Annotated in this window: 19 protein-coding genes; 8 read left to right on the top strand and 11 right to left on the bottom strand. The window is 73.3% G+C overall.

Going from position 1 to position 16,508, the window contains the following annotated elements:
• Nucleotides 1-175: 175 nt before the first annotated feature.
• On the bottom strand, nucleotides 176-865 hold the full coding sequence (gene xynA, locus CRP51_RS11675) for an endo-1,4-beta-xylanase XynA (RefSeq protein ID WP_097231029.1): 690 nt from the start codon (nucleotides 863-865) through the stop codon (nucleotides 176-178).
• Between the two features lie 482 nt (nucleotides 866-1,347).
• Between xynA and CRP51_RS11670 the strand changes: the two genes are divergently transcribed.
• Genes CRP51_RS11670 through CRP51_RS11645 form a run of 6 tightly spaced genes read left to right on the top strand, consistent with a single transcriptional unit; the run spans nucleotide 1,348 to nucleotide 6,313 of the window.
• Nucleotides 1,348-2,325 carry an MBL fold metallo-hydrolase gene (locus tag CRP51_RS11670; protein WP_097231028.1) on the top strand — a complete coding sequence of 326 codons (978 nt, stop codon included), beginning with the start codon at nucleotides 1,348-1,350 and terminating at the stop codon, nucleotides 2,323-2,325.
• Nucleotides 2,326-2,370: 45 nt separating this feature from the next.
• Nucleotides 2,371-3,750 carry an ATP-binding protein gene (locus tag CRP51_RS11665; RefSeq protein ID WP_097231027.1) on the top strand — a complete coding sequence of 460 codons (1,380 nt, stop codon included), beginning with the start codon at nucleotides 2,371-2,373 and terminating at the stop codon, nucleotides 3,748-3,750.
• Nucleotides 3,747-4,175 carry a roadblock/LC7 domain-containing protein gene (locus CRP51_RS11660; protein WP_097231026.1) on the top strand — a complete coding sequence of 143 codons (429 nt, stop codon included), beginning with the start codon at nucleotides 3,747-3,749 and terminating at the stop codon, nucleotides 4,173-4,175. Before CRP51_RS11665 ends, CRP51_RS11660 begins: the two co-directional genes overlap by 4 nt.
• Nucleotides 4,172-4,543, top strand: a complete 372-nt coding sequence (locus tag CRP51_RS11655; RefSeq protein ID WP_097231025.1) for a DUF742 domain-containing protein — start codon at nucleotides 4,172-4,174, stop codon at nucleotides 4,541-4,543. Before CRP51_RS11660 ends, CRP51_RS11655 begins: the two co-directional genes overlap by 4 nt.
• Nucleotides 4,521-5,123, top strand: coding sequence for a GTP-binding protein (locus tag CRP51_RS11650; protein WP_097231024.1), 603 nt, complete (start codon nucleotides 4,521-4,523; stop codon nucleotides 5,121-5,123). Before CRP51_RS11655 ends, CRP51_RS11650 begins: the two co-directional genes overlap by 23 nt.
• The gene (locus CRP51_RS11645) at nucleotides 5,120-6,313 is read left to right on the top strand and encodes a cytochrome P450 family protein (protein ID WP_097231023.1); all 1,194 of its coding nucleotides are present in this window, start codon (nucleotides 5,120-5,122) and stop codon (nucleotides 6,311-6,313) included. The genes CRP51_RS11650 and CRP51_RS11645 overlap by 4 nt, the downstream gene beginning before the upstream one ends.
• Before the next feature lie 46 nt (nucleotides 6,314-6,359).
• On the opposite strand, the gene idi is transcribed toward CRP51_RS11645, so the two are convergent.
• The 10 genes from idi to CRP51_RS11600 all read right to left on the bottom strand — a co-directional run bounded on the left by idi (nucleotide 6,360) and on the right by CRP51_RS11600 (nucleotide 15,081).
• Nucleotides 6,360-6,932, bottom strand: coding sequence for an isopentenyl-diphosphate Delta-isomerase (idi, locus tag CRP51_RS11640; protein ID WP_097231022.1), 573 nt, complete (start codon nucleotides 6,930-6,932; stop codon nucleotides 6,360-6,362).
• A gap of 203 nt (nucleotides 6,933-7,135) precedes the next feature.
• A complete protein-coding gene (locus tag CRP51_RS11635; RefSeq protein WP_097231021.1) occupies nucleotides 7,136-7,984 on the bottom strand; it encodes an ABC transporter ATP-binding protein in 849 nt (282 codons plus the stop codon).
• Nucleotides 7,981-9,036 carry a FecCD family ABC transporter permease gene (locus tag CRP51_RS11630; RefSeq protein WP_097231020.1) on the bottom strand — a complete coding sequence of 352 codons (1,056 nt, stop codon included), beginning with the start codon at nucleotides 9,034-9,036 and terminating at the stop codon, nucleotides 7,981-7,983. The genes CRP51_RS11635 and CRP51_RS11630 overlap by 4 nt, the downstream gene beginning before the upstream one ends.
• Complete coding sequence (locus CRP51_RS11625) at nucleotides 9,033-10,109, bottom strand: FecCD family ABC transporter permease (protein WP_097231019.1); 1,077 nt, start codon at nucleotides 10,107-10,109, stop codon at nucleotides 9,033-9,035. Before CRP51_RS11625 ends, CRP51_RS11630 begins: the two co-directional genes overlap by 4 nt.
• Nucleotides 10,106-11,176, bottom strand: coding sequence for an iron-siderophore ABC transporter substrate-binding protein (locus tag CRP51_RS11620; RefSeq protein ID WP_097231018.1), 1,071 nt, complete (start codon nucleotides 11,174-11,176; stop codon nucleotides 10,106-10,108). The genes CRP51_RS11625 and CRP51_RS11620 overlap by 4 nt, the downstream gene beginning before the upstream one ends.
• Before the next feature lie 244 nt (nucleotides 11,177-11,420).
• Nucleotides 11,421-12,230, bottom strand: a complete 810-nt coding sequence (locus CRP51_RS11615) for a helix-turn-helix domain-containing protein (protein WP_097231017.1) — start codon at nucleotides 12,228-12,230, stop codon at nucleotides 11,421-11,423.
• Nucleotides 12,231-12,248: 18 nt separating this feature from the next.
• On the bottom strand, nucleotides 12,249-12,425 hold the full coding sequence (locus tag CRP51_RS29960; protein ID WP_281259646.1) for a hypothetical protein: 177 nt from the start codon (nucleotides 12,423-12,425) through the stop codon (nucleotides 12,249-12,251).
• A 94-nt stretch (nucleotides 12,426-12,519) separates the two neighbouring features.
• Nucleotides 12,520-12,816, bottom strand: coding sequence for a hypothetical protein (locus CRP51_RS11610; RefSeq protein ID WP_097231016.1), 297 nt, complete (start codon nucleotides 12,814-12,816; stop codon nucleotides 12,520-12,522).
• A gap of 124 nt (nucleotides 12,817-12,940) precedes the next feature.
• A complete protein-coding gene (locus CRP51_RS11605) occupies nucleotides 12,941-14,362 on the bottom strand; it encodes a sensor histidine kinase (protein WP_245880529.1) in 1,422 nt (473 codons plus the stop codon).
• Between the two features lie 56 nt (nucleotides 14,363-14,418).
• Nucleotides 14,419-15,081: a response regulator transcription factor gene (locus tag CRP51_RS11600; protein WP_097231015.1), complete on the bottom strand. Its 663-nt coding sequence runs from the start codon at nucleotides 15,079-15,081 to the stop codon at nucleotides 14,419-14,421.
• 154 nt (nucleotides 15,082-15,235) lie between these two features.
• On the opposite strand from CRP51_RS11600, the gene CRP51_RS11595 reads away from it, so the two are divergent.
• Together CRP51_RS11595 and CRP51_RS11590 are read left to right on the top strand one after the other, a co-directional pair.
• Nucleotides 15,236-15,943 (top strand): DinB family protein, encoded by a 708-nt coding sequence (locus CRP51_RS11595; protein WP_170970517.1) that lies wholly within the window; start codon nucleotides 15,236-15,238, stop codon nucleotides 15,941-15,943.
• The gene (locus CRP51_RS11590; RefSeq protein WP_097231013.1) at nucleotides 15,940-16,479 is read left to right on the top strand and encodes a kinase; all 540 of its coding nucleotides are present in this window, start codon (nucleotides 15,940-15,942) and stop codon (nucleotides 16,477-16,479) included. The genes CRP51_RS11595 and CRP51_RS11590 overlap by 4 nt, the downstream gene beginning before the upstream one ends.
• Nucleotides 16,480-16,508: the final 29 nt, after the last annotated feature.

Below are 16,508 nucleotides of genomic sequence, written 5' to 3'. Positions count from 1 at the left end.
GACCGCGTCCGCCTGATCGCGCCCGTTCGCGGCCGTCCGCGTCCCGCCCGTCCGCGTCCGACCGGCCGTGGCGCGGCGACGATCCCCGATCGCCGCGCCACAGCCCCCGCCGGCCCCAGCCCCGGGGCCGGACGCCCGGCCCTCTCCCGACCGGACGTCCGGCCCCGCCCCGGGCTCAGCTCACGGAGATGTTCGAGTTACCGCTGCTCTGGTAGCCCTCGGTCGCCATGATCATGTAGTACCGGAAGTCCCCGAGGTTCATCCCGGCCTGGGCCCAGGCGTCGAAGTGCGCGCCGGTGTTGATGGAGCCGCCGACGCGCTTGGACTGCCGGGTGCTCCAGTACTGCGGGAAGGTCTGGGTGCCCTCCACCGAGGGCGCGTTGTACCGCATGGTGTGGTAGATGTCGTAGTTCCCGCCGTCGGCGTTGACCGTGCCCCGGTACTCGCCGGTGGGCCGGTAGTTGCCCCAGCTCTCCACGATGTAGTACTCGACCAGCGGGTTGGACGTCCAGCCGTAGAGGCACAGATAGCCGTTGCCGGACGGGTTGAAGCTGCCGGAGTAGTTCACGGTGCGGCGGCCGCCGTTGCTCCAGCCCTTGCCGCAGACGAAGTTGCCGGTGTTGCCCCACTGGGTGCTGTACTGGCCGCCGTTGCCCATGGTCATGGAGACGGTGCCCGGGGCGTCGGTCCAGAACGAGAAGTAGTAGCCGTTGTGGGTGCCCTCCTGGTTCTCCGTGATCGTCTGCGCCTGCGCGGTGCTGGGCAGCGTCAGCACCGAGGCGGAGGCCAGCGCGAGGGCGCCGGCGCCGCCGATGAGCGTCCTGCGGCTGAGCCGGGGGCTGCTGGGGGCGTTCTCCTGGTCCATGCTCGTCCTCCTCGTGGAACGTTGCGGCTCCGGCGGCCAGGGGGCTCGGGTCATCGGCACGCGGGCGTGCGGTGACCGGGAACGGCGCGCGGTGGGTGGGCCGGTCCGTCGTCTCGCACGTGACCGGTGAGGTGGGGCGGGCGCACGTTCAAGTGGCCGTCGTCGGCGGCGAGTTGGTCTCGTCGCCAGTGCCATGACAATGCTCCGGCGCCGACCGGCTGTCAACGCTTTCCGCAAAATTCCCGGAAGGGTGAAGCGTGGAAGCGTCCCGCGTCCTCGGTGATCTCTCCAGTTCAGCGCGGTGCAACGCGCGTCAATCGAACCGTTCGACGGCTCAACTCGCCTCCGGGTGTCGCGGTTTCGCACACACTCACCCGAGAATTATCGAAAACCTTCCGGACCCCCGCCCGCCGTCGGTGCCCGCGACGGCCCGTCACCACGCGGCTCTTCCCTCGTGACCGGGTGACGGCATAATCGCGCGCATGACGATCAGGGACTGGACCGTGTCCGAGATAAGCAAGGACCTCCACGCGTGGCTGCCGCCCCGCCGCGGCTGGGGGCTCGCCAACTGCGGGCTGCTGGTCTCGCCCCGCACCGCCCTGTGGATCGACACCCCCTACGACCCCGTGCTGGCCGGCGCGTTCCTCGACCGCAGCCGCGCGCTGCTGCCCGAGGGCGTGTCCATCGACCGGGTGGTGGTCACCCATGGCAACGGCGACCACTACTGGGGCGCGGGCGTCGTTCCCGAGGCCGAGATCATCGTCACCCGGGGCGCCCGTGACCAGATGTGCTTCGAGCCGCCGCCCCAGCAACTGCACGCCATGGTCTTCGGCACCGACCCGGACTCCCCGCTGGGCGGCTATCTGCGGCGCCACTTCGGCGTGTTCGACTGGGCCACCACCGAACCCGTCCAGCCGCACACCTACTTCACCGGCGAGCTGGAGCTGTCCGTCGGCGACTACCCCGTGCAGATCAGCGCCCTGCCGCCCGCGCACACCGCGGGTGACCTCATCGTCCACCTGCCGGCGCAGCGCACCGTCTTCACCGGCGACGTGGTCTTCGCCTCCACCCCCGAGCAGCCGGGCGACCACCCGGTGCACTGGGCCGGTCCGCTGGGCAATGTCGTCTCCGCCTGCGAACAGGTGTTGGAGACCGGCGCGGAGATCTTCGTCCCCGGCCACGGCCCGGTCCTCGACCGCGCCGGCGTGCGGGCGCACATCGCCTATCTGGAACGCGTGCGGGAGGCGGCCCACACCGCGCACGCCGCGGGCGTTCCCGCGCAGGAGGCCGCGCACCGGTTGATCGCCGAGGGGCTGGGGCGCGAATTGGAGTTGCCTGAGCGACTGGTGGTGACCATCGGTACCGAGTACCGTCACCTGGACGGCACCCAGCGGCCCGACATCGTGGAAGTGATGAACCAAGTCGCCACCCTGGCCCACCAGTTGAAGGCCGATGACTGAGCGGCCCGTGGTTGACCAGGGGCGACCATGTGAGACGGAGGAGCCATGACGGGCGCGGTGCTCGCGGCGCTGACGACCGCGCTGGTGGTGCTCGCCGGAGCTCTCTGGCAGCGCAACCGCGACCTCGCACGGCTGCGCGCCGCCGAGGCGCTGGCCCGCGCGGTCGAGGCCAGGGAGATGGGCACGGTGCGCCGCCTCGACGCGGTCACCGGTGAGCTGCGCCGGCTGGCCAGAGAGCGCGTCCCGGCCGCCGCGATGGCGCTGACCCACCCCCACGCCCCCGTGCCGCCGCCGCCCTCGGCCGGCGAGATCGGCCCGGAGGCCGTCGCCGCGTTGAACGAGGCGCTGGACGCCGTCCTCGCCGCGCTCGGCGAGGAGCGCGAACGGGTGGACGCCGCCGCCAGGGCCTCCATGCGCGGCGCCACCGCCAAGGTGCAGTCGCTGCTCTACCAGATCCAGAGCCTGCTCCACGAACTCCAGCACGAGAACGACGACCTGCGCCTGCTGGAGCTGGACTTCCGCAACGAGCTGGCGCTGCGCCGCATCCAGGCCACCGCCGTGCTCTGCGAGGCGTGGCCCGGCCTGGCGCGCACCGACTCTCCGCTGGCCGAGGTGGTGCGCGGCGCGCAGTCCCGGGTGCCCGGTTACCAGCGCATCAAGGTCACCAACCACCTGCGCGAGCAGCGGCTCGGCGTCGTCGCCCGCGCCGCCGAGCCGCTGGCCATCGCGCTCGCCGAGCTGCTGGCCAACGCCACCGCCTACTCGCACCCCGAGACCGAGGTGCCCCTCACGCTGCAACACGGCGGCGGGCGCGGGGTGTTCCTCGTCATCGACGACGCCGGCATCGGCATGGAGGAGGACGCCCTCACCCGCGCCCGCCGGCTGTTGGTGGGGCCCGAGGGGTTGCTGCTCACCGAGCTGGGCAACCCGCCGCAGGCCGGGTTCGCCGTCGTCGGGCGGCTGGCGCGCCAGTACGGATTCACCTGCCACGTGGAGCCCTCCCCCTACGGCGGCGTCCGTGCCATGCTGAGGGTGCCGGCCGAGATGCTCACCGTGGTGGAGGACGAGCACGACCTGTCGGTGCTGGCCCCCGAGCCGGTCCAGTCGCGCCCCACCCCGACGGGGCGCGAGGGCCACGGCGTCCCTGTCCCGGGGACGGGGGAGCCGACGCCGCGACGGCCGGTCGACGTACCGGAACCCGACCCCGACACGGCACGCCTGCCGACCCGCCGCCGCCGCGCTCCCCGCCACCAGGACGCGGCGGCCCCGGCCGACGCGCGGACCCCCGCCCGCACCCCCGAGGAGGCCGACGCCCGCTGGAGCGCCCTCCAACAGGGCACCGTCAGCGGACGGAACGCCGTCGGCGGCCTGCCGGCGCCGCGCGCCGCGGGCGGACGAGACCACGAAGGAGACGAGGGCACGTGAACACCCCCCAAGCCCGTTCGGCGGACGGCCTCGCCTGGGTCCTGACGCCGCTGCTGGAACTGCCGGGCGTCCGCCACGCGGTGATCGCGACCGGCGACGGACTGGTCGAGGGCAGCTCCCCCGGGCTCGGCAGGGCGTCGGCGGAACGGGTGGCCGCGATGACGGCGACCCTGCACGCCGCGGCCCGCGCCTTCACCACCGCGTTCACCGAACGGGAGGCCCCCGGGCTCCAGCAGACCGTCGTCGAGTCCGAGCAGGGCTTCGCCATCGTCGTGCCCGCCGGGAAGAACACCTCGCTCGCGCTCTTCGCCGAACCCGATGCCCAACTGGGCAACATCGCCTACCAGATGCAGGTGCAGGTCGCCGCGCTGGCCAGGGCCATGTCCACCCCAGCCCGCCAGCCGGATGCCACCACCAGGCCATGAGCCGTGCGCCCCGACGCCGACTCGTCCCCGCCTATCTGGTCACCGGCGGGCGGCAGCTGACCTCGCGCGCGGACCTGGACCGGCTCTCCGTGCTGACCCTGGCCGACGCGAAGCTCACCGAGACACCCGAGGCCACCGCGGGGATCGGGCCCGAACACCACCGGCTGTGCGCCCTGTTAGCTCCCGGTTCCCTCAGCCTGGTCGAGTGCGCCGCCCATCTGGGGCTGCCGGTCAGCGCCACCGTGGTCGTCGCGGCCGATCTGATCGAAAGCGGCCACCTGCACGCGCGGGGACCGGTGCCCCGGGCGCAAGAGATAGACCGTTCGCTCGTGGAGAGGCTTCTCGTTGGACTCCGCACCCTCCGTTGACCTGGTCGGATACCTGCCAGCCGGCGGACAGACCCTGATGAAGCTGGTGGTCACCGGCCCGTTCGGAGTGGGCAAGACCACCTTGATCCGGACCCTCTCCGAGATCCCTCCCCTGCACACCGAGGAGGCGATGACCGAGACCAGCGCCGGGCACGACGACCTCGCCGGCGTGCCGGACAAGACGACGACCACCGTCGCCGTCGACTTCGGCCGGCTCACCGTCCCCGGCGAGCTGGTGCTCTACCTCTTCGGCACGCCGGGACAGGAGCGGTTCTTCCCGCTCTGGGAGGACATCGCGCGCGGGGCGCTGGGCGCGTTGGTGCTGGCCGACACGCGGCGGCTGGGCGACTCGTTCCCCGTCATGGACATGGTCGAGGAGCAGGGGCTGCCCTACGCGGTCGCCGTCAACCGCTTCCCCGACGCGCCCACCTACGGTGACGAGGTGCTCCGCAAACACCTCGACCTGCACCCGAGTACCCCGCTGGTGCAGTGCGACGCGCGCGAACGCCGCAGCAGCGTGGAGCCGTTGATCGCCCTGGCCGAGCACGTACTGACCCGACTACCCGAGGACCGGCCATGACCACCTCGACCCCGCTCGCCCTCTACGGCCCGGACTTCGCGGCCGACCCGGCAGGCCACTACGAGCGGCTTCGGGTGCACGGCCCCGTGGCGCCGGTCGAGTTGGCGCCCGGCGTGCGGGCCCAGCTGGTCATCGACTACCAGGCGGCGCTCGACCTGCTGCGCGACACCTACACGTTCTCCAAGGACCCGCGCGGCTGGCAGACCACCGTCCCGCAGGACTCGCCGATCCTGCCGATGCTCGCCTACCGGCCCACCGCGCTCTTCAGCGACGGCGACGTCCACGCCCGCTACCGCGCGGCCATCACCGACAGCCTCGGGCTGATCGAGCCGCACGTGCTGCAACGCCAGGTCTCCACGGCCGCGCAGCGGCTGATCAGGGACTTCGCGGCGACCGGCCACGCCGACCTGATGACGCAGTACGCGCGGCAGCTCCCGCTGCACGTCTTCAACAGCTGGTTCGGCGTCCCCGAGGAGGACAGCGAACGGCTGGTCAACGGCATCGCCGGGATGATGAACTCGGCCGGCAACGCCGCCGCCGCCTACGCCGACCTGGTCGCCGTCGTGACCCGCCTGGTCGCCGACCGCCGGGCCCGCCCGCGCCGGGACCTGATCTCCTGGTTCATCGCCCACCCGGCGGGGCTGGAGAACGACGAGGTGATCCGCCAGATCACCCTCACCATGAGCGCCGGCCACGAGCCCAGCACCAATCTGATCGGCAACGCGCTGCTGCACATGCTGACCGACCCGCGGTACGCGGGCTCGCTCTACGGCGGCGCGATGACCGCCCACGAGGCGATCAACGAGGTGCTGTGGCAGGACCCGCCGATCGCCAACTTCTCGGCGCACTACCCCCGTTACGACACCGTCTTCCACGGCCGCCAGTTGCGCGCCGGCGAGCTGGTGCTGGTCTCCTATGCCGCCGCCAACCTCCAGTCGCGGCCACCGGTCGGCCACGACCTGCCGCGCTCCGGGGACAACGCGCACCTGGCCTGGGCGGCCGGCCCGCACGGCTGCCCGGCGCGCCAGCCGGCGCTGCTGATCGCGATCACCGCCATCGAGCAGCTGACCAGCCATCTCACGGACATGGAGCTGACCTGCCACCCGTCGGAACTGCTGTGGCGGCCGGGGCCCTTCCACCGTGCCCTGACGCATCTGCCGGTCCGCTTCAGCCCGCTGACCGGGCTGTGAGCGGGGGCTCGCGGCCGCCGTCGTCCCGATCGGCGGCCGTCGCGCCTCACTCCGTCGCGAGCGCGGCCGCCTCGGGGAGGCGGGGGGCGGCGTCGGTCGCCACGTTCAGCACGCCGCCGAGCCAGGGCGCGAAACGGTCCGGGGTCTCGGCGAGTTCGTCCCGCAGCAGGCCGGGCGCGACCCAGCGGACCTCCGCGACCTCCTCCGGATCGGGCCGCAGCTCCGCGCCCACCGGCACGCGGCCGACCAGCACGTGGTCGTACTCGTGCTCCACCCGGCCGGTCGCGGGGTCCTCGGCCCGGTACACGTAGACGCCGGCGCGGTGCAGCGCCGTGTCGCGCACGCCGATCTCCTCGCGGAGCCGCAGCGCGGCGTCCTCGATCAGCGAGTCGCCCGGCGTGGGGTGGCCGCAGCAGGCGTTGGCCCAGCGCAGCGCGAACCTCGTCTTGACGGCGGCCCGCCGCTGAAGCAGCATCCGCCCCTCGGTGTCCAGCAGCAGCACCGAGAACGCGCGGTGCAGCCGCCCCGGCGCGGTGTGCGCGTCGGCGACCGTCGCGGAGCCGGTGGGCCCACCGTCCGCGTCGACCAGCTCCACCAGTTGCGCTTCCCGACTGGCCATCGTGAGCCACCCTCCCCTCGCTTCTCGGACGCCACCGATGGTACGCCCGCCCTCCCCCCGCCCGGGTTCCCGGACGGTGGCCGCCGCTCGTCCGCGGGGCGGCGGGCCGCTGGTCGCGCGGTTCCCCGGGTCCCGCGTTGGGGTTTTCGTTCGGCCGGTGACGGCCTTGAGCGGCGCGCGGGGGCGGGGGCGGGGTCGGCCGACTACCCGTGCGCGGGGTCCGGGCCGGTGGCCTTCGGCCCGCCGCCGGGCGGGCCGCTGTGGTGGCGGCCGATCGGGAGCATCAGGGGGCGGCCGGAGACCGGGTCCTCGATCACCCGGCTGTCCAGACCGAAGACCGCCTTGACGGTCGTCTCCGTGAGCACCTCGCGCGGCGCCCCCGCCGCGTGCAGCGCGCCGTCCGCGACGGCGATCAGATGGTCCGCGTACCGGGCCGCGAGGTTGAGGTCGTGCAGCACCATGACGATCGTGGTGCCGCGCGCGTGGTTGAGGTCGGTCAGCAGGTCGAGCACCTCGACCTGGTGGCTCGCGTCGAGAAACGTCGTCGGCTCGTCCAGCAGCAGCAGGTCCGTCTGCTGCGCCAACGCCATCGCGATCCAGACCCGTTGCCGCTGCCCGCCGGAGAGTTCGTCGACGGCGCGGTCGGCGAGCTCCGCGGTGTGGGTGGCGTCCAGCGCCGCCGCGACCGCCGCGTCGTCCTCCGCGTTCCAGCGCGAGAAGACGCCCTGGTGCGGGTGGCGCCCCCGACCCACCAGGTCGGAGACGGTGATGCCCTCGGGCGCCACCGGCGACTGCGGCAGCAGGCCCAGCGTGCGGGCGAGTTCCTTCGCCGGCAGCCGGTGCACCGCCTTGCCGTCCAGCACGACCCGGCCCTCGCGCGGGGCCAGCAGCCTGGTCATCGACCGCAGCAGCGTCGACTTGCCGCAGGCGTTGGCGCCGACGATCACCGTGATCTCGCCCGGCGGCACCGCCAGGTCGAGGGAGGAGATGACGACGCGGTCGCCGTAGCCGAGCGTCAGACGCTCGGCGGCGAGGCGGTGGGTCAAGGTCACAGCGAGCCTCCCGACCGGTGGGTGCGGATGATCAGATAGAGGAGATAGGGCGCGCCGAGCACCCCGGTGACGACCCCGACGGGGTAGCGGTGGGCGAACGCGAACTGCCCGACGAAGTCCGCCGAGAGCACCAGCAGCGCCCCCACGAGACCGGCGGGGACCAGCAGCGAGCTGCCGGGTCCCACCAGTCGGGCCGCGATCGGCCCGGAGAGGAACGCGACGAACGCGATCGGCCCGGCCGCCGCCGTCGCGAAGGCGATCAGCCCGACGGCCGCGACGATCAGCGTGATCCTGGTGCGCTCGACGCGCACCCCGAGCGCGGCGGCCGTGTCGTCGCCGAGCCGCAGCGCCGACAGGTCGCGGCCGCATGCCAGCAGCACCGGCGCGAGCACGGCCAGCGCGACCACGGCCGGCACGGTCTCCTCCCAGGTGGTGCCGTTGAGGCTGCCGGTCAGCCAGCGCATCGCCTCCTGGAGGTCCCACTCGGCGGCGCGGGAGAGCACGTAGGAGGTGACGCTGTCGAGCATCGCCGAGATCCCGATGCCGATCAGGATCAGCCGGGTGCCGACCACGCCGTCCTTGAACGCCAGCCCGTAGACCAGCAGCGCGACGCCGAGGCCGGCGCCGATCGCCAGCACCGAGACGGCCGTTCCGCTCAGCGACAGCGTCACGATGGCGATGGCCGCGGCGGCGCTGGCGCCCGCGCTGATGCCGATGATGTCGGGGCTGGCCAGCGGGTTGCGCAGCATCGTCTGGAACGTGACGCCGGCCAGCCCGAAGCTGAACCCGGCGACGACGGCCAACACCGCGCGCGGCAGCCGCAGCCGGCCGACGGTGAACGAGGCGCCCGGCACCTGTTCGCCCCCGATCACCCGCAGCACCTCGCCGGGCGGGTAGTACGTCTGCCCGTACATCAGGCTCGCGGCGAACCCGGCCACCACGAGCACCAGCAGGACCAGGACGACGAGGCGGCGCCGCGCGGCGCGCCGGCTCCTGCCCCGGACGACGGCGCGCAGCGTGGCCGACGGCGGGCTCGTGACGGGGGCGCTCACAGGGCACGCACCTTCTGACGGCGGACGATGTGCAGGAAGAACGGCGCGCCGAGCAGCGCCGTCACGATGCCCACCTCGACCTCGGCCGGGCGGGCGATCACGCGCCCGACCACGTCGGCCGCCGTGAGCAGCGTCGCGCCGGCCAGCGCGGAGAACGGCAGCAGCCAGCGGTGGTCGACACCGACCAGCAGCCGGCAGGCGTGCGGCACGACCAGCCCGACGAACGCGATCGGCCCCGCGGCGGCGGTCGCCGTTCCGCACAGCACCACGGCGCCGACGGCGGCCGTCGCCCGCGCCCTGCCCACGTGTTCGCCGAGGCCGGCGGCGAGTTCGTCGCCGAGCGCCAACGAGTTCAGCGCCCTGGCCGACAGCAGGCAGAGCGCGAAGCCGACGGCGAGGAACGGCCAGATGTGGCCCAGCCGTTCGTAGCTCGCGCCGCCCACGCCGCCGACCTGCCAGAGCCGGAAGCCGCCCGCGATGTCGTTGCGCGGCAGCATCACGGCGCTGACCAGCGACGCGAACGCGGCCGACGTGGCGGCCCCGGCCAGCGCCAGCTTCAGCGGGGTGGCGCCGCCGCGCCCGAGGGAGCCGACGGTGTAGACGAAGCCGGCCGCGACGGCGGCGCCGGCCATCGCCACCCAGACGTAGCCGGTGGGCGACGTCAGCCCGAAGTAGGCGACGCCCGTGACGACCGCGAGCGAGGCGCCCATGTTGACGCCGAGGATGCCGGGGTCGGCCAGCGGGTTGCGGGTCACGCCCTGCATCACCGCGCCGGCCAGGCCGAGCGCCGCGCCGACGAGCACCGCCAGCAGCGTGCGGGGCACGCGTTTGGCGACGGCCGCCTGTTCCAGCGAGTCCTTCGCGCCGCCGAGCGCGGCGAGCACGTCCGACCAGGGCACGGTGCGCGAGCCGAAGGCGAACGAGGCCAGCGCCGTCGCGGCCAGCACCGCGACCACGGCCAGCAGCCACAGCAGCCGCACGCGCGCCGGACGCCGCGCGGGGGCGGCGTCCGGCTGGCGTTCGGTCGGGGCCGCCGCGGTGGGGGCCGCCGTGGTAGGGGCGGCGTCCGTCATTCGACGTGTTCCGCTGCCTCGGCGAGTGCCGCCACGTAGTCCTCCAGCACCCAGGAGATCGACAGCGGCGTGGGGTTGGCGGCCGTGGCCAGCGGGGTGCTGCCCGGCAGCAGGAAGACCGAGCCGCGCTCGACGGCCGGGATGCGCGACAGCAGCGGGTCGTTCTCCAGCGTCTGGAGCAACTCGCCGGTCTCGTCGCCGTATCCGGTGATGATGTCGACGTCGTCGAAGAGGTCGATCTGCTCGGCGCTGCGGGTCAGCGCGAACTGGTCGGTGCCCTCGGAGGCGGTGGCGATGCTCTCCGGGGTGGTCATGCCCAGGTCCTCGAAGAAGAGGGTCCTGGTGTCGTGCGTGGTGTAGAAGCCGACCTGGCTCACGTCGTTGGGGTCGACATGCGTCATGAACATCGCGGACTTCCCCTCCAGCTGCGGGTAGTCGGCGACGGTGGCCTCGATCTGGCCCTCGATGTCGGTGATCATCTCCTCGCCCTCGTCCGCCATGCCGATGGCCTGGCTGTTGACGCGGACGATCTCCCGCCACGGGGTCGCCCAGGGGGCGTCGGGGTAGGCGACGACGGGGGCGATCTCGCTGAGCGTCTCGTAGTCCTGCTCGGTGAGACCGGAGTAGGCGGCGAGGATCACGTCGGGCTGGGTGTCGGCGACGGCCTCGAAGTCGATGCCGTCGGTCTCGTCGAAGAGCACGGGCGTCTCGGCGTCCAACTCCTCCAGCCGCTCGCTCACCCATGGCAGCACGCCGTCGTCGTCATCGTCGCCGAAGTTCGCGGCGGCCATGCCGACGGGGACGACGCCGAGGGCCAGCGGCACCTCGTGGTTGGCCCAGTTGACGGTGGCCACCCGCTCCGGCTTGGACTCCAGGGTGGTCTCGCCGAGGGCGTGCTCGATGGTGAGGGGGAACGCGCCGGAGTCGCCGCCCGGGTTCTCGCCCCCGGCGCCCGAACCCGAGTCGGAGCCCGAGGCGTCGTCGCCGTCGGAGTCGGAGGAGCCGCAGGCGGTGAGCCCCAACAGGACCGCCGCCACGGCGAGTAGGGGGAGGCGGGGTGAACGCATCGTTCCGTGCTCCACTTCCGTGGGTCTGGGTGCAGGACCTCACACAACGGGCCGCGGGACGCGGCCGTGGAGCGGTGCACCGCACTGAGGGAGGGGGTTAGGTAAGGCTTACCTTGCCCGGTACCTTAGGAGAGTGGTGCGGGTGTCGCAATCGGCCTTTCGGGACAGCCGCTGTAGCGAACGGGACAGCGTTCGGGCGGGCGAACGGCCGCGGTGGTCGCCCCCGTCGGCCGCCCCCGGGGCCTCAACGGGATCGAAACGCCCCTGGAGTCAAGCCAGTTGTGCGGCGGAAGGCCGCGCCGAAGGCGCTCGCCGACTGGTAGCCGACGGCCTGGGCGACGGCGTCGACCTCCCAGCCGCGTGTGAGCAACTCCACGGCGTGCCGGGCGCGCACCGAGGCGACCCAGCGCACGAAGCTGGTGCCGGTCTCGGCGGTGAACGCGCGCGCCACGGTCCGGGAGCTCACCCCGAGCTCGGACGCCCAGCGGGCGAGGGTCCGCTGGTCGCCGGGGTTCTCCCGGACCGCTTCGGCGATCGGGCGCAGCAGCGGCGAGACCGGCATCCTGGTCAACAGCGCGTGCGGGGACGGCGTGACCACGTCCAGCACCATCGCCTCGGTCACCGAGCGCGAGGCCGGTGGGAGGTCGGGCTCGGCGAGCCGCTCCAGCAGCAGCCGCAGCAGCGGGGTGATCTCCACGGCCACCGGCACGTCGGAGATCGAGGTGGTGCCGACGAAGCCGAAGAAGCTGGCCCGGAACCAGGTTCCCGCTATCGCCGACCCCGAGTGGAGCGTGCCGGCCGGCATCCACAGCCCCAACGTCGGCGTGATGGTCCACACCCGCGAACCCACCACGGCCGTGGAGGCGCCCCGCTCGTTCCACAGCAACTCGTGCGAGCGATGGGAGTGCGCGTCCCAGGTGGTGTCGCACTCCACGACCTCGTCGTAGCACCTGATCACGAACGGTGCCTCCACGGCACCGGGCGGATACGCCGGCAGCCTGCGGGTCTCCCGCTCCCTGCGTGACCCCTCGGGGGAGGCGGGTGCGGAGGTCACGGCGGGCACCCCGTCAGCTTAGGCGCCGGCGCGCGGATGCCCGCGGGCGGTCGATCGGTCGTGCGCTCGCGTCAGTTGTCCGGTCACACCGGTCACACCGGTCACACCGGTCACACCGGTCACACCGATCACACCGATCACACCGATCGCGTCTGCCGCGTCTGCCGTGCCGGTCGTGCCGGTCGTGCCGGTCATGCCGGTCGTCCGGTGGGGGTGGGGGGCGGGGCCGTGTGGTCCGCTCGCGCGCGCGGACCACACGGCCCCGGCTCGCCCTGCGTACCGCCGGGGGTCACTCGGCGGGCGGGGTGACCGGCTGCCAGCCGTCCATCTCCTCGGCCTCCTCCTCGGTGAGCTGGACGATCTCCATCGAGCCGTCCTCGTTCTTCTTCACGCTGACACCCGCACCGAGTTCGATGTCGCCCTCGCCGGGCTGGGTCGGGCCGGACTCGGTCTGGCCGGAGGTGGTGCGCTCGCGCTCGGCGTCCTCGCCACCGTCGGAGGCGTTGGCGGAGGTGGCGGCGAGGGCGGTCAGGCCGATGGCGGCGACGGACGAGGCGATGATTCCCACAACCTTGAACTTGCGCATGACGGGCTCCCTGATTCCTTGACTCGGTTCTCGAACTCGGCCGTCCGCCGTGTTCGTGCCTCCATCACATCGCGGGGCCACGTTCAGCCCGGTAAACGGATCAACGGTCTTCCGGCGACTTTCCTTATCTGGCCGTGACAACGGCCCTTCGCGTCGCCTCGCGCACGAAGTCGACGGTGATCGCGAGCCCGCCGTCCGGGCCCGGCTCGGCGCGCAGCGCGGCCCCGTGGGCCCTGGCTATGGAGCGGACGATGGACAGGCCGAGCCCGTGCCCCGTCGTGCCGACGCGGTCCTGCCCGAGGCGGCGGAAGGGCTCGAAGAGCCCGGCTATCTGGTCGGCGGGGACGGGAGCCCCGGTGTTGGCGACCGTCAGGGTCGCGCCGTCGAGCGTCACCTCGACGCGGCCGTCCGGGCGGTTGTACTGGAGCGCGTTGCCCACCAGGTTGACCACGAGATGGCGCAGAAGCACCGGGTCCCCGGTGGTCCGCGCGGGGTCGCTCAGCCGGGTGCGCAGCGTGAGCCCCTTCTCCTCGGCGACGCGGCGCAGCCCGTCGACCGCCTCCTCGGTCGTCTCGGCCAGCTCCACCTCCTCCCTGTGCTCCAAGCCGCGCTCCCCGCGCGAGAGGACCAGCAGGGAGGCGATGAGCCGCTCCGCCTCGCGGTTGGTGGTCAGCAGGTCGTCGCGGGTCTCCACGAGGTGCTCGGGGAGCGGATCGGCCAGGCCGACCTCGATGCTGACGCGTTGGGCGGCCAGCGGGGTGCGCAGCTCGTGGGAGGCGTTGGCCACGAAGCGGCGTTGACTGTCGAAGGCCGCCTGGAGCCGTGCCAACATCGAGTCGAACGCGTCCGCCAGGTGGTGCAACTCGTCGTCGGGGCCCGACAGATCGAGGCGCCGGTCCAGGCTGGTCTCGCTGATCCGCAGCGCCGTGTCGGTGACGGCGGTCACCGGCCGCAGCGCGCGCCGGGCCAGCCACCGGCCGGTGAGAACCACCAGGACGGTCATCAGCCCCAGCCCGATGCCCGACCAGACCAGCATCTGCTGCACGGCGGTGTCCTGCACCGACTGGATGGTCGCGTCGAGCACCCGCAACGAGACCTCGCGCGGCTCGCCCTCCCCGCCCGGGACGGTGGGGCCGCCCGCGCCGGACGCCTCCGTCGACCCGGAGGGCTCCGGGTCGCCCTCCTCGGTCGGGAGGTAGCCGGTCGTGTCCATCGGCCCGTCCCCGGCGTCCTCGTCTTTCGCGACGGCGATGCCGGGGGACCGGGTGGCGGTCCCGTGGCGCGCCAGGGTGACGACGAAGGCCAGCAGCGCGGTCCCCGACAGCAGGAAGAGGCCGCCGAAGCCGAGCGCGAGCCGGGTCACGAACGGCAGCCGCGACCAGCGGCCGCCGCCCCGCGCGACGCGACTCCCGTCGCGCGCCGGCCCGTTCTCCTCCCCGGCCGTCGCCCCGTTCCCGTTCAGCACGCCGCCCCCGCGCCCGCGCACCGCTCCGTCCGCGCCCCCGTCCCCGTTGCCGTTGCCGTCCCTGTCCCCGTCCCCGTTCACGCCCTCGTCCCCTTCTCGGCCCCCGTCTCCGCTGCCGTCCCCGTCCCCGTTGCCGTTCACGACATGAGCCGGTAGCCGCGGCCGGTGGCGGCGGTGATCGTGCCGGGGCCGCCGAGCTTCGTCCGCAGCCGGCTGACCGTGGCGCGCACGGCGCTGGTCTCCGGGTCCAGATGCTCGTCCCAGACGGTGCGCACCAGCTCGCGGCGCGAGACCGGCTCGCCCCCCGACGCCAACAGCAGGCGGAGAACGGCGAACTCCTTCGGCGTGAGATCGACCGGCCGGCCGTCGACGAGGACTTCGTGGCGGTTGCGGTCCATCTCTATCCGGCCGCACCGCAGCACCGAGGGTGGAGGCGTCGGCGCGCGGCGGTGCAGCACATGGATGCGGGCCAGCAGCTCAGGGAAGTCGAAGGGCTTGGCCAGGTAGTCGTCGGCGCCCAACTCCTCCAGCCCGTAGACCCTCTCCGCGAGGTCGCCGGCCGCCGTCAGCATCATCACGCGGGGCGGACGCGGCAGCCGCCGCACTCTCCGGCACACCTCGTCCCCGGTCATCACCGGAAGATCTCGGTCGAGAACGAGCACGTCGTAGTCGGTCAGCTGGCACATCCGCTCGGCCTCGTCCCCCGTCGCCGCCACGTCGACCGCGATCGACGCGCGGCGCAGCCCCTTGGCGACGGTGCGGGCCAGCACCCGGTGGTCTTCGGCAATCAGAACCCTCATGCCCTCATGCCATCAGGCCGCCTGTTACAGAGATATAAAGACTCGCGCCGCCCCCGGTCGTCGGCCACGCTGGGGCGGAACACGCTGGGGCGGATGGGGCGCCCCGGCCCTCGGCGGGGCGCGGGGGCGTGGAGACGGGAAGGCAGGGGCCGTTGTGGAGACCACGGGCGCGCGGGACACCCGACTGGGGTTGCTTCTGGAACAGTTCGACCAGGCGAGCGAGATGGCGCGGGTCCGGCTGACCGGGCTCGGCGACGAGGAGTACCTGTGGGAGCCGGTGCCCGGCTGCTGGTCCGTCCGGCGTCGGGCCGAGGCGAGGACGCCGCGGGCGTTCGGGCCGGGGGAGTGGGTGCTCGACCAGGGCGCGCCGGACATCCCGCCGAGCGAGTACGCCGAGGTCGCGCGGCAGGCCGCCGGCGGCATGACCGTCGCGAAGATCGCCGAGGACTGGAGCGTCGGTGTCGAGCGGGTCGAGGAGGTGCTGGCGCATCCGGGGAACCCCGAGCCCGAGCCGACGCCCGTGACGACGATCGCCTGGCGGCTGGGGCATCTGCACTTCCACTTCGAGGGCGGCTGGGACTGGGCGTTCGGCCGGCGACGGGAACCGAAGACGCTGGTCGACTTCACGCCCTCCGCCGAACTGGCGCTGGCGCGCTTCTGGGAGACGATCGGCCGCTGGCGCGACAGTGTCGCCACCCTCACCGGGGAGCAGCTCGACACGGTTGGCTTCTCCCGCTATCCCTACGCCTCCGACGCGGACGACACCTACGCCAGCGTGCTGGGGGGCGCGAACCTGGAGTTCATCCACCATATGGCCGAAATCGCCCTGCTGCGCGACCTGTTCCGGGCTCGCGCGCGGTGACGGGTGGGAGGGGGGTCGGCTCGGCGGCGACCCGGCTGGTCGTGCTCCGGGGGAACTCGGCCTCCGGCAAGTCGACCGTCGCCGCCGAGGTCAGACGCCGCCACGGGCGCGGCATGGCGCTGGTCGGGCAGGACAACCTGCGGCGCGTCGTGCTGCGCGAGCGGGACGTCGCCGACGGCGCGAACATCGGCCTGATCGACACGGTCGCCCGCTACGCGCTGGAGCACGGATACCACGTGGTCGTCGAGGGCATCCTGTACGCCGCCCACTACGGGCCCATGCTCGAAGCGCTGCGCCGGGACCACCGGGGGCGCACACACCACTACTACCTCGACGTCTCCTTCGAGGAGACGCTGCGCCGCCACGCCGGCAAGCCGCAGGCGGCGGAGTACGGGGAGGCCGAGATGCGCGACTGGTACCGGCCACTCGACCTGCTGCCGAGCGGGGTCGAGTCCGTCGTCCCGGAGACGAGCGGCTTCGCGGCGACGGTGGAACGGATCCTGCGGGAGGCGGGGTTGGGCGCCGCGGCCAGCTAGGGCCTGCCTCCGGGCTCCTGCCTCCGAGC

The organism is Streptomyces zhaozhouensis (assembly GCF_900230195.1).
In the GTDB taxonomy this organism is placed as follows: Bacteria; Actinomycetota; Actinomycetes; order Streptomycetales; family Streptomycetaceae; genus Streptomyces; species Streptomyces zhaozhouensis.
This window is presented reverse-complemented; position numbering and strand designations above follow the sequence as displayed.

Coding starts and splice junctions, on each gene's coding strand:
- xynA (WP_097231029.1), bottom strand. CDS start 865: ATGGACCAGGAGAACGCCCCCAGCAGCCCCCGGCTCAGCCGCAGGACG.
- CRP51_RS11670 (WP_097231028.1), top strand. CDS start 1,348: ATGACGATCAGGGACTGGACCGTGTCCGAGATAAGCAAGGACCTCCAC.
- CRP51_RS11665 (WP_097231027.1), top strand. CDS start 2,371: ATGACGGGCGCGGTGCTCGCGGCGCTGACGACCGCGCTGGTGGTGCTC.
- CRP51_RS11655 (WP_097231025.1), top strand. CDS start 4,172: ATGAGCCGTGCGCCCCGACGCCGACTCGTCCCCGCCTATCTGGTCACC.
- CRP51_RS11645 (WP_097231023.1), top strand. CDS start 5,120: ATGACCACCTCGACCCCGCTCGCCCTCTACGGCCCGGACTTCGCGGCC.
- idi (WP_097231022.1), bottom strand. CDS start 6,932: ATGGCCAGTCGGGAAGCGCAACTGGTGGAGCTGGTCGACGCGGACGGT.
- CRP51_RS11625 (WP_097231019.1), bottom strand. CDS start 10,109: ATGACGGACGCCGCCCCTACCACGGCGGCCCCCACCGCGGCGGCCCCG.
- CRP51_RS11620 (WP_097231018.1), bottom strand. CDS start 11,176: ATGCGTTCACCCCGCCTCCCCCTACTCGCCGTGGCGGCGGTCCTGTTG.
- CRP51_RS29960 (WP_281259646.1), bottom strand. CDS start 12,425: ATGACCGGCACGACCGGCACGACCGGCACGGCAGACGCGGCAGACGCG.
- CRP51_RS11610 (WP_097231016.1), bottom strand. CDS start 12,816: ATGCGCAAGTTCAAGGTTGTGGGAATCATCGCCTCGTCCGTCGCCGCC.
- CRP51_RS11600 (WP_097231015.1), bottom strand. CDS start 15,081: ATGAGGGTTCTGATTGCCGAAGACCACCGGGTGCTGGCCCGCACCGTC.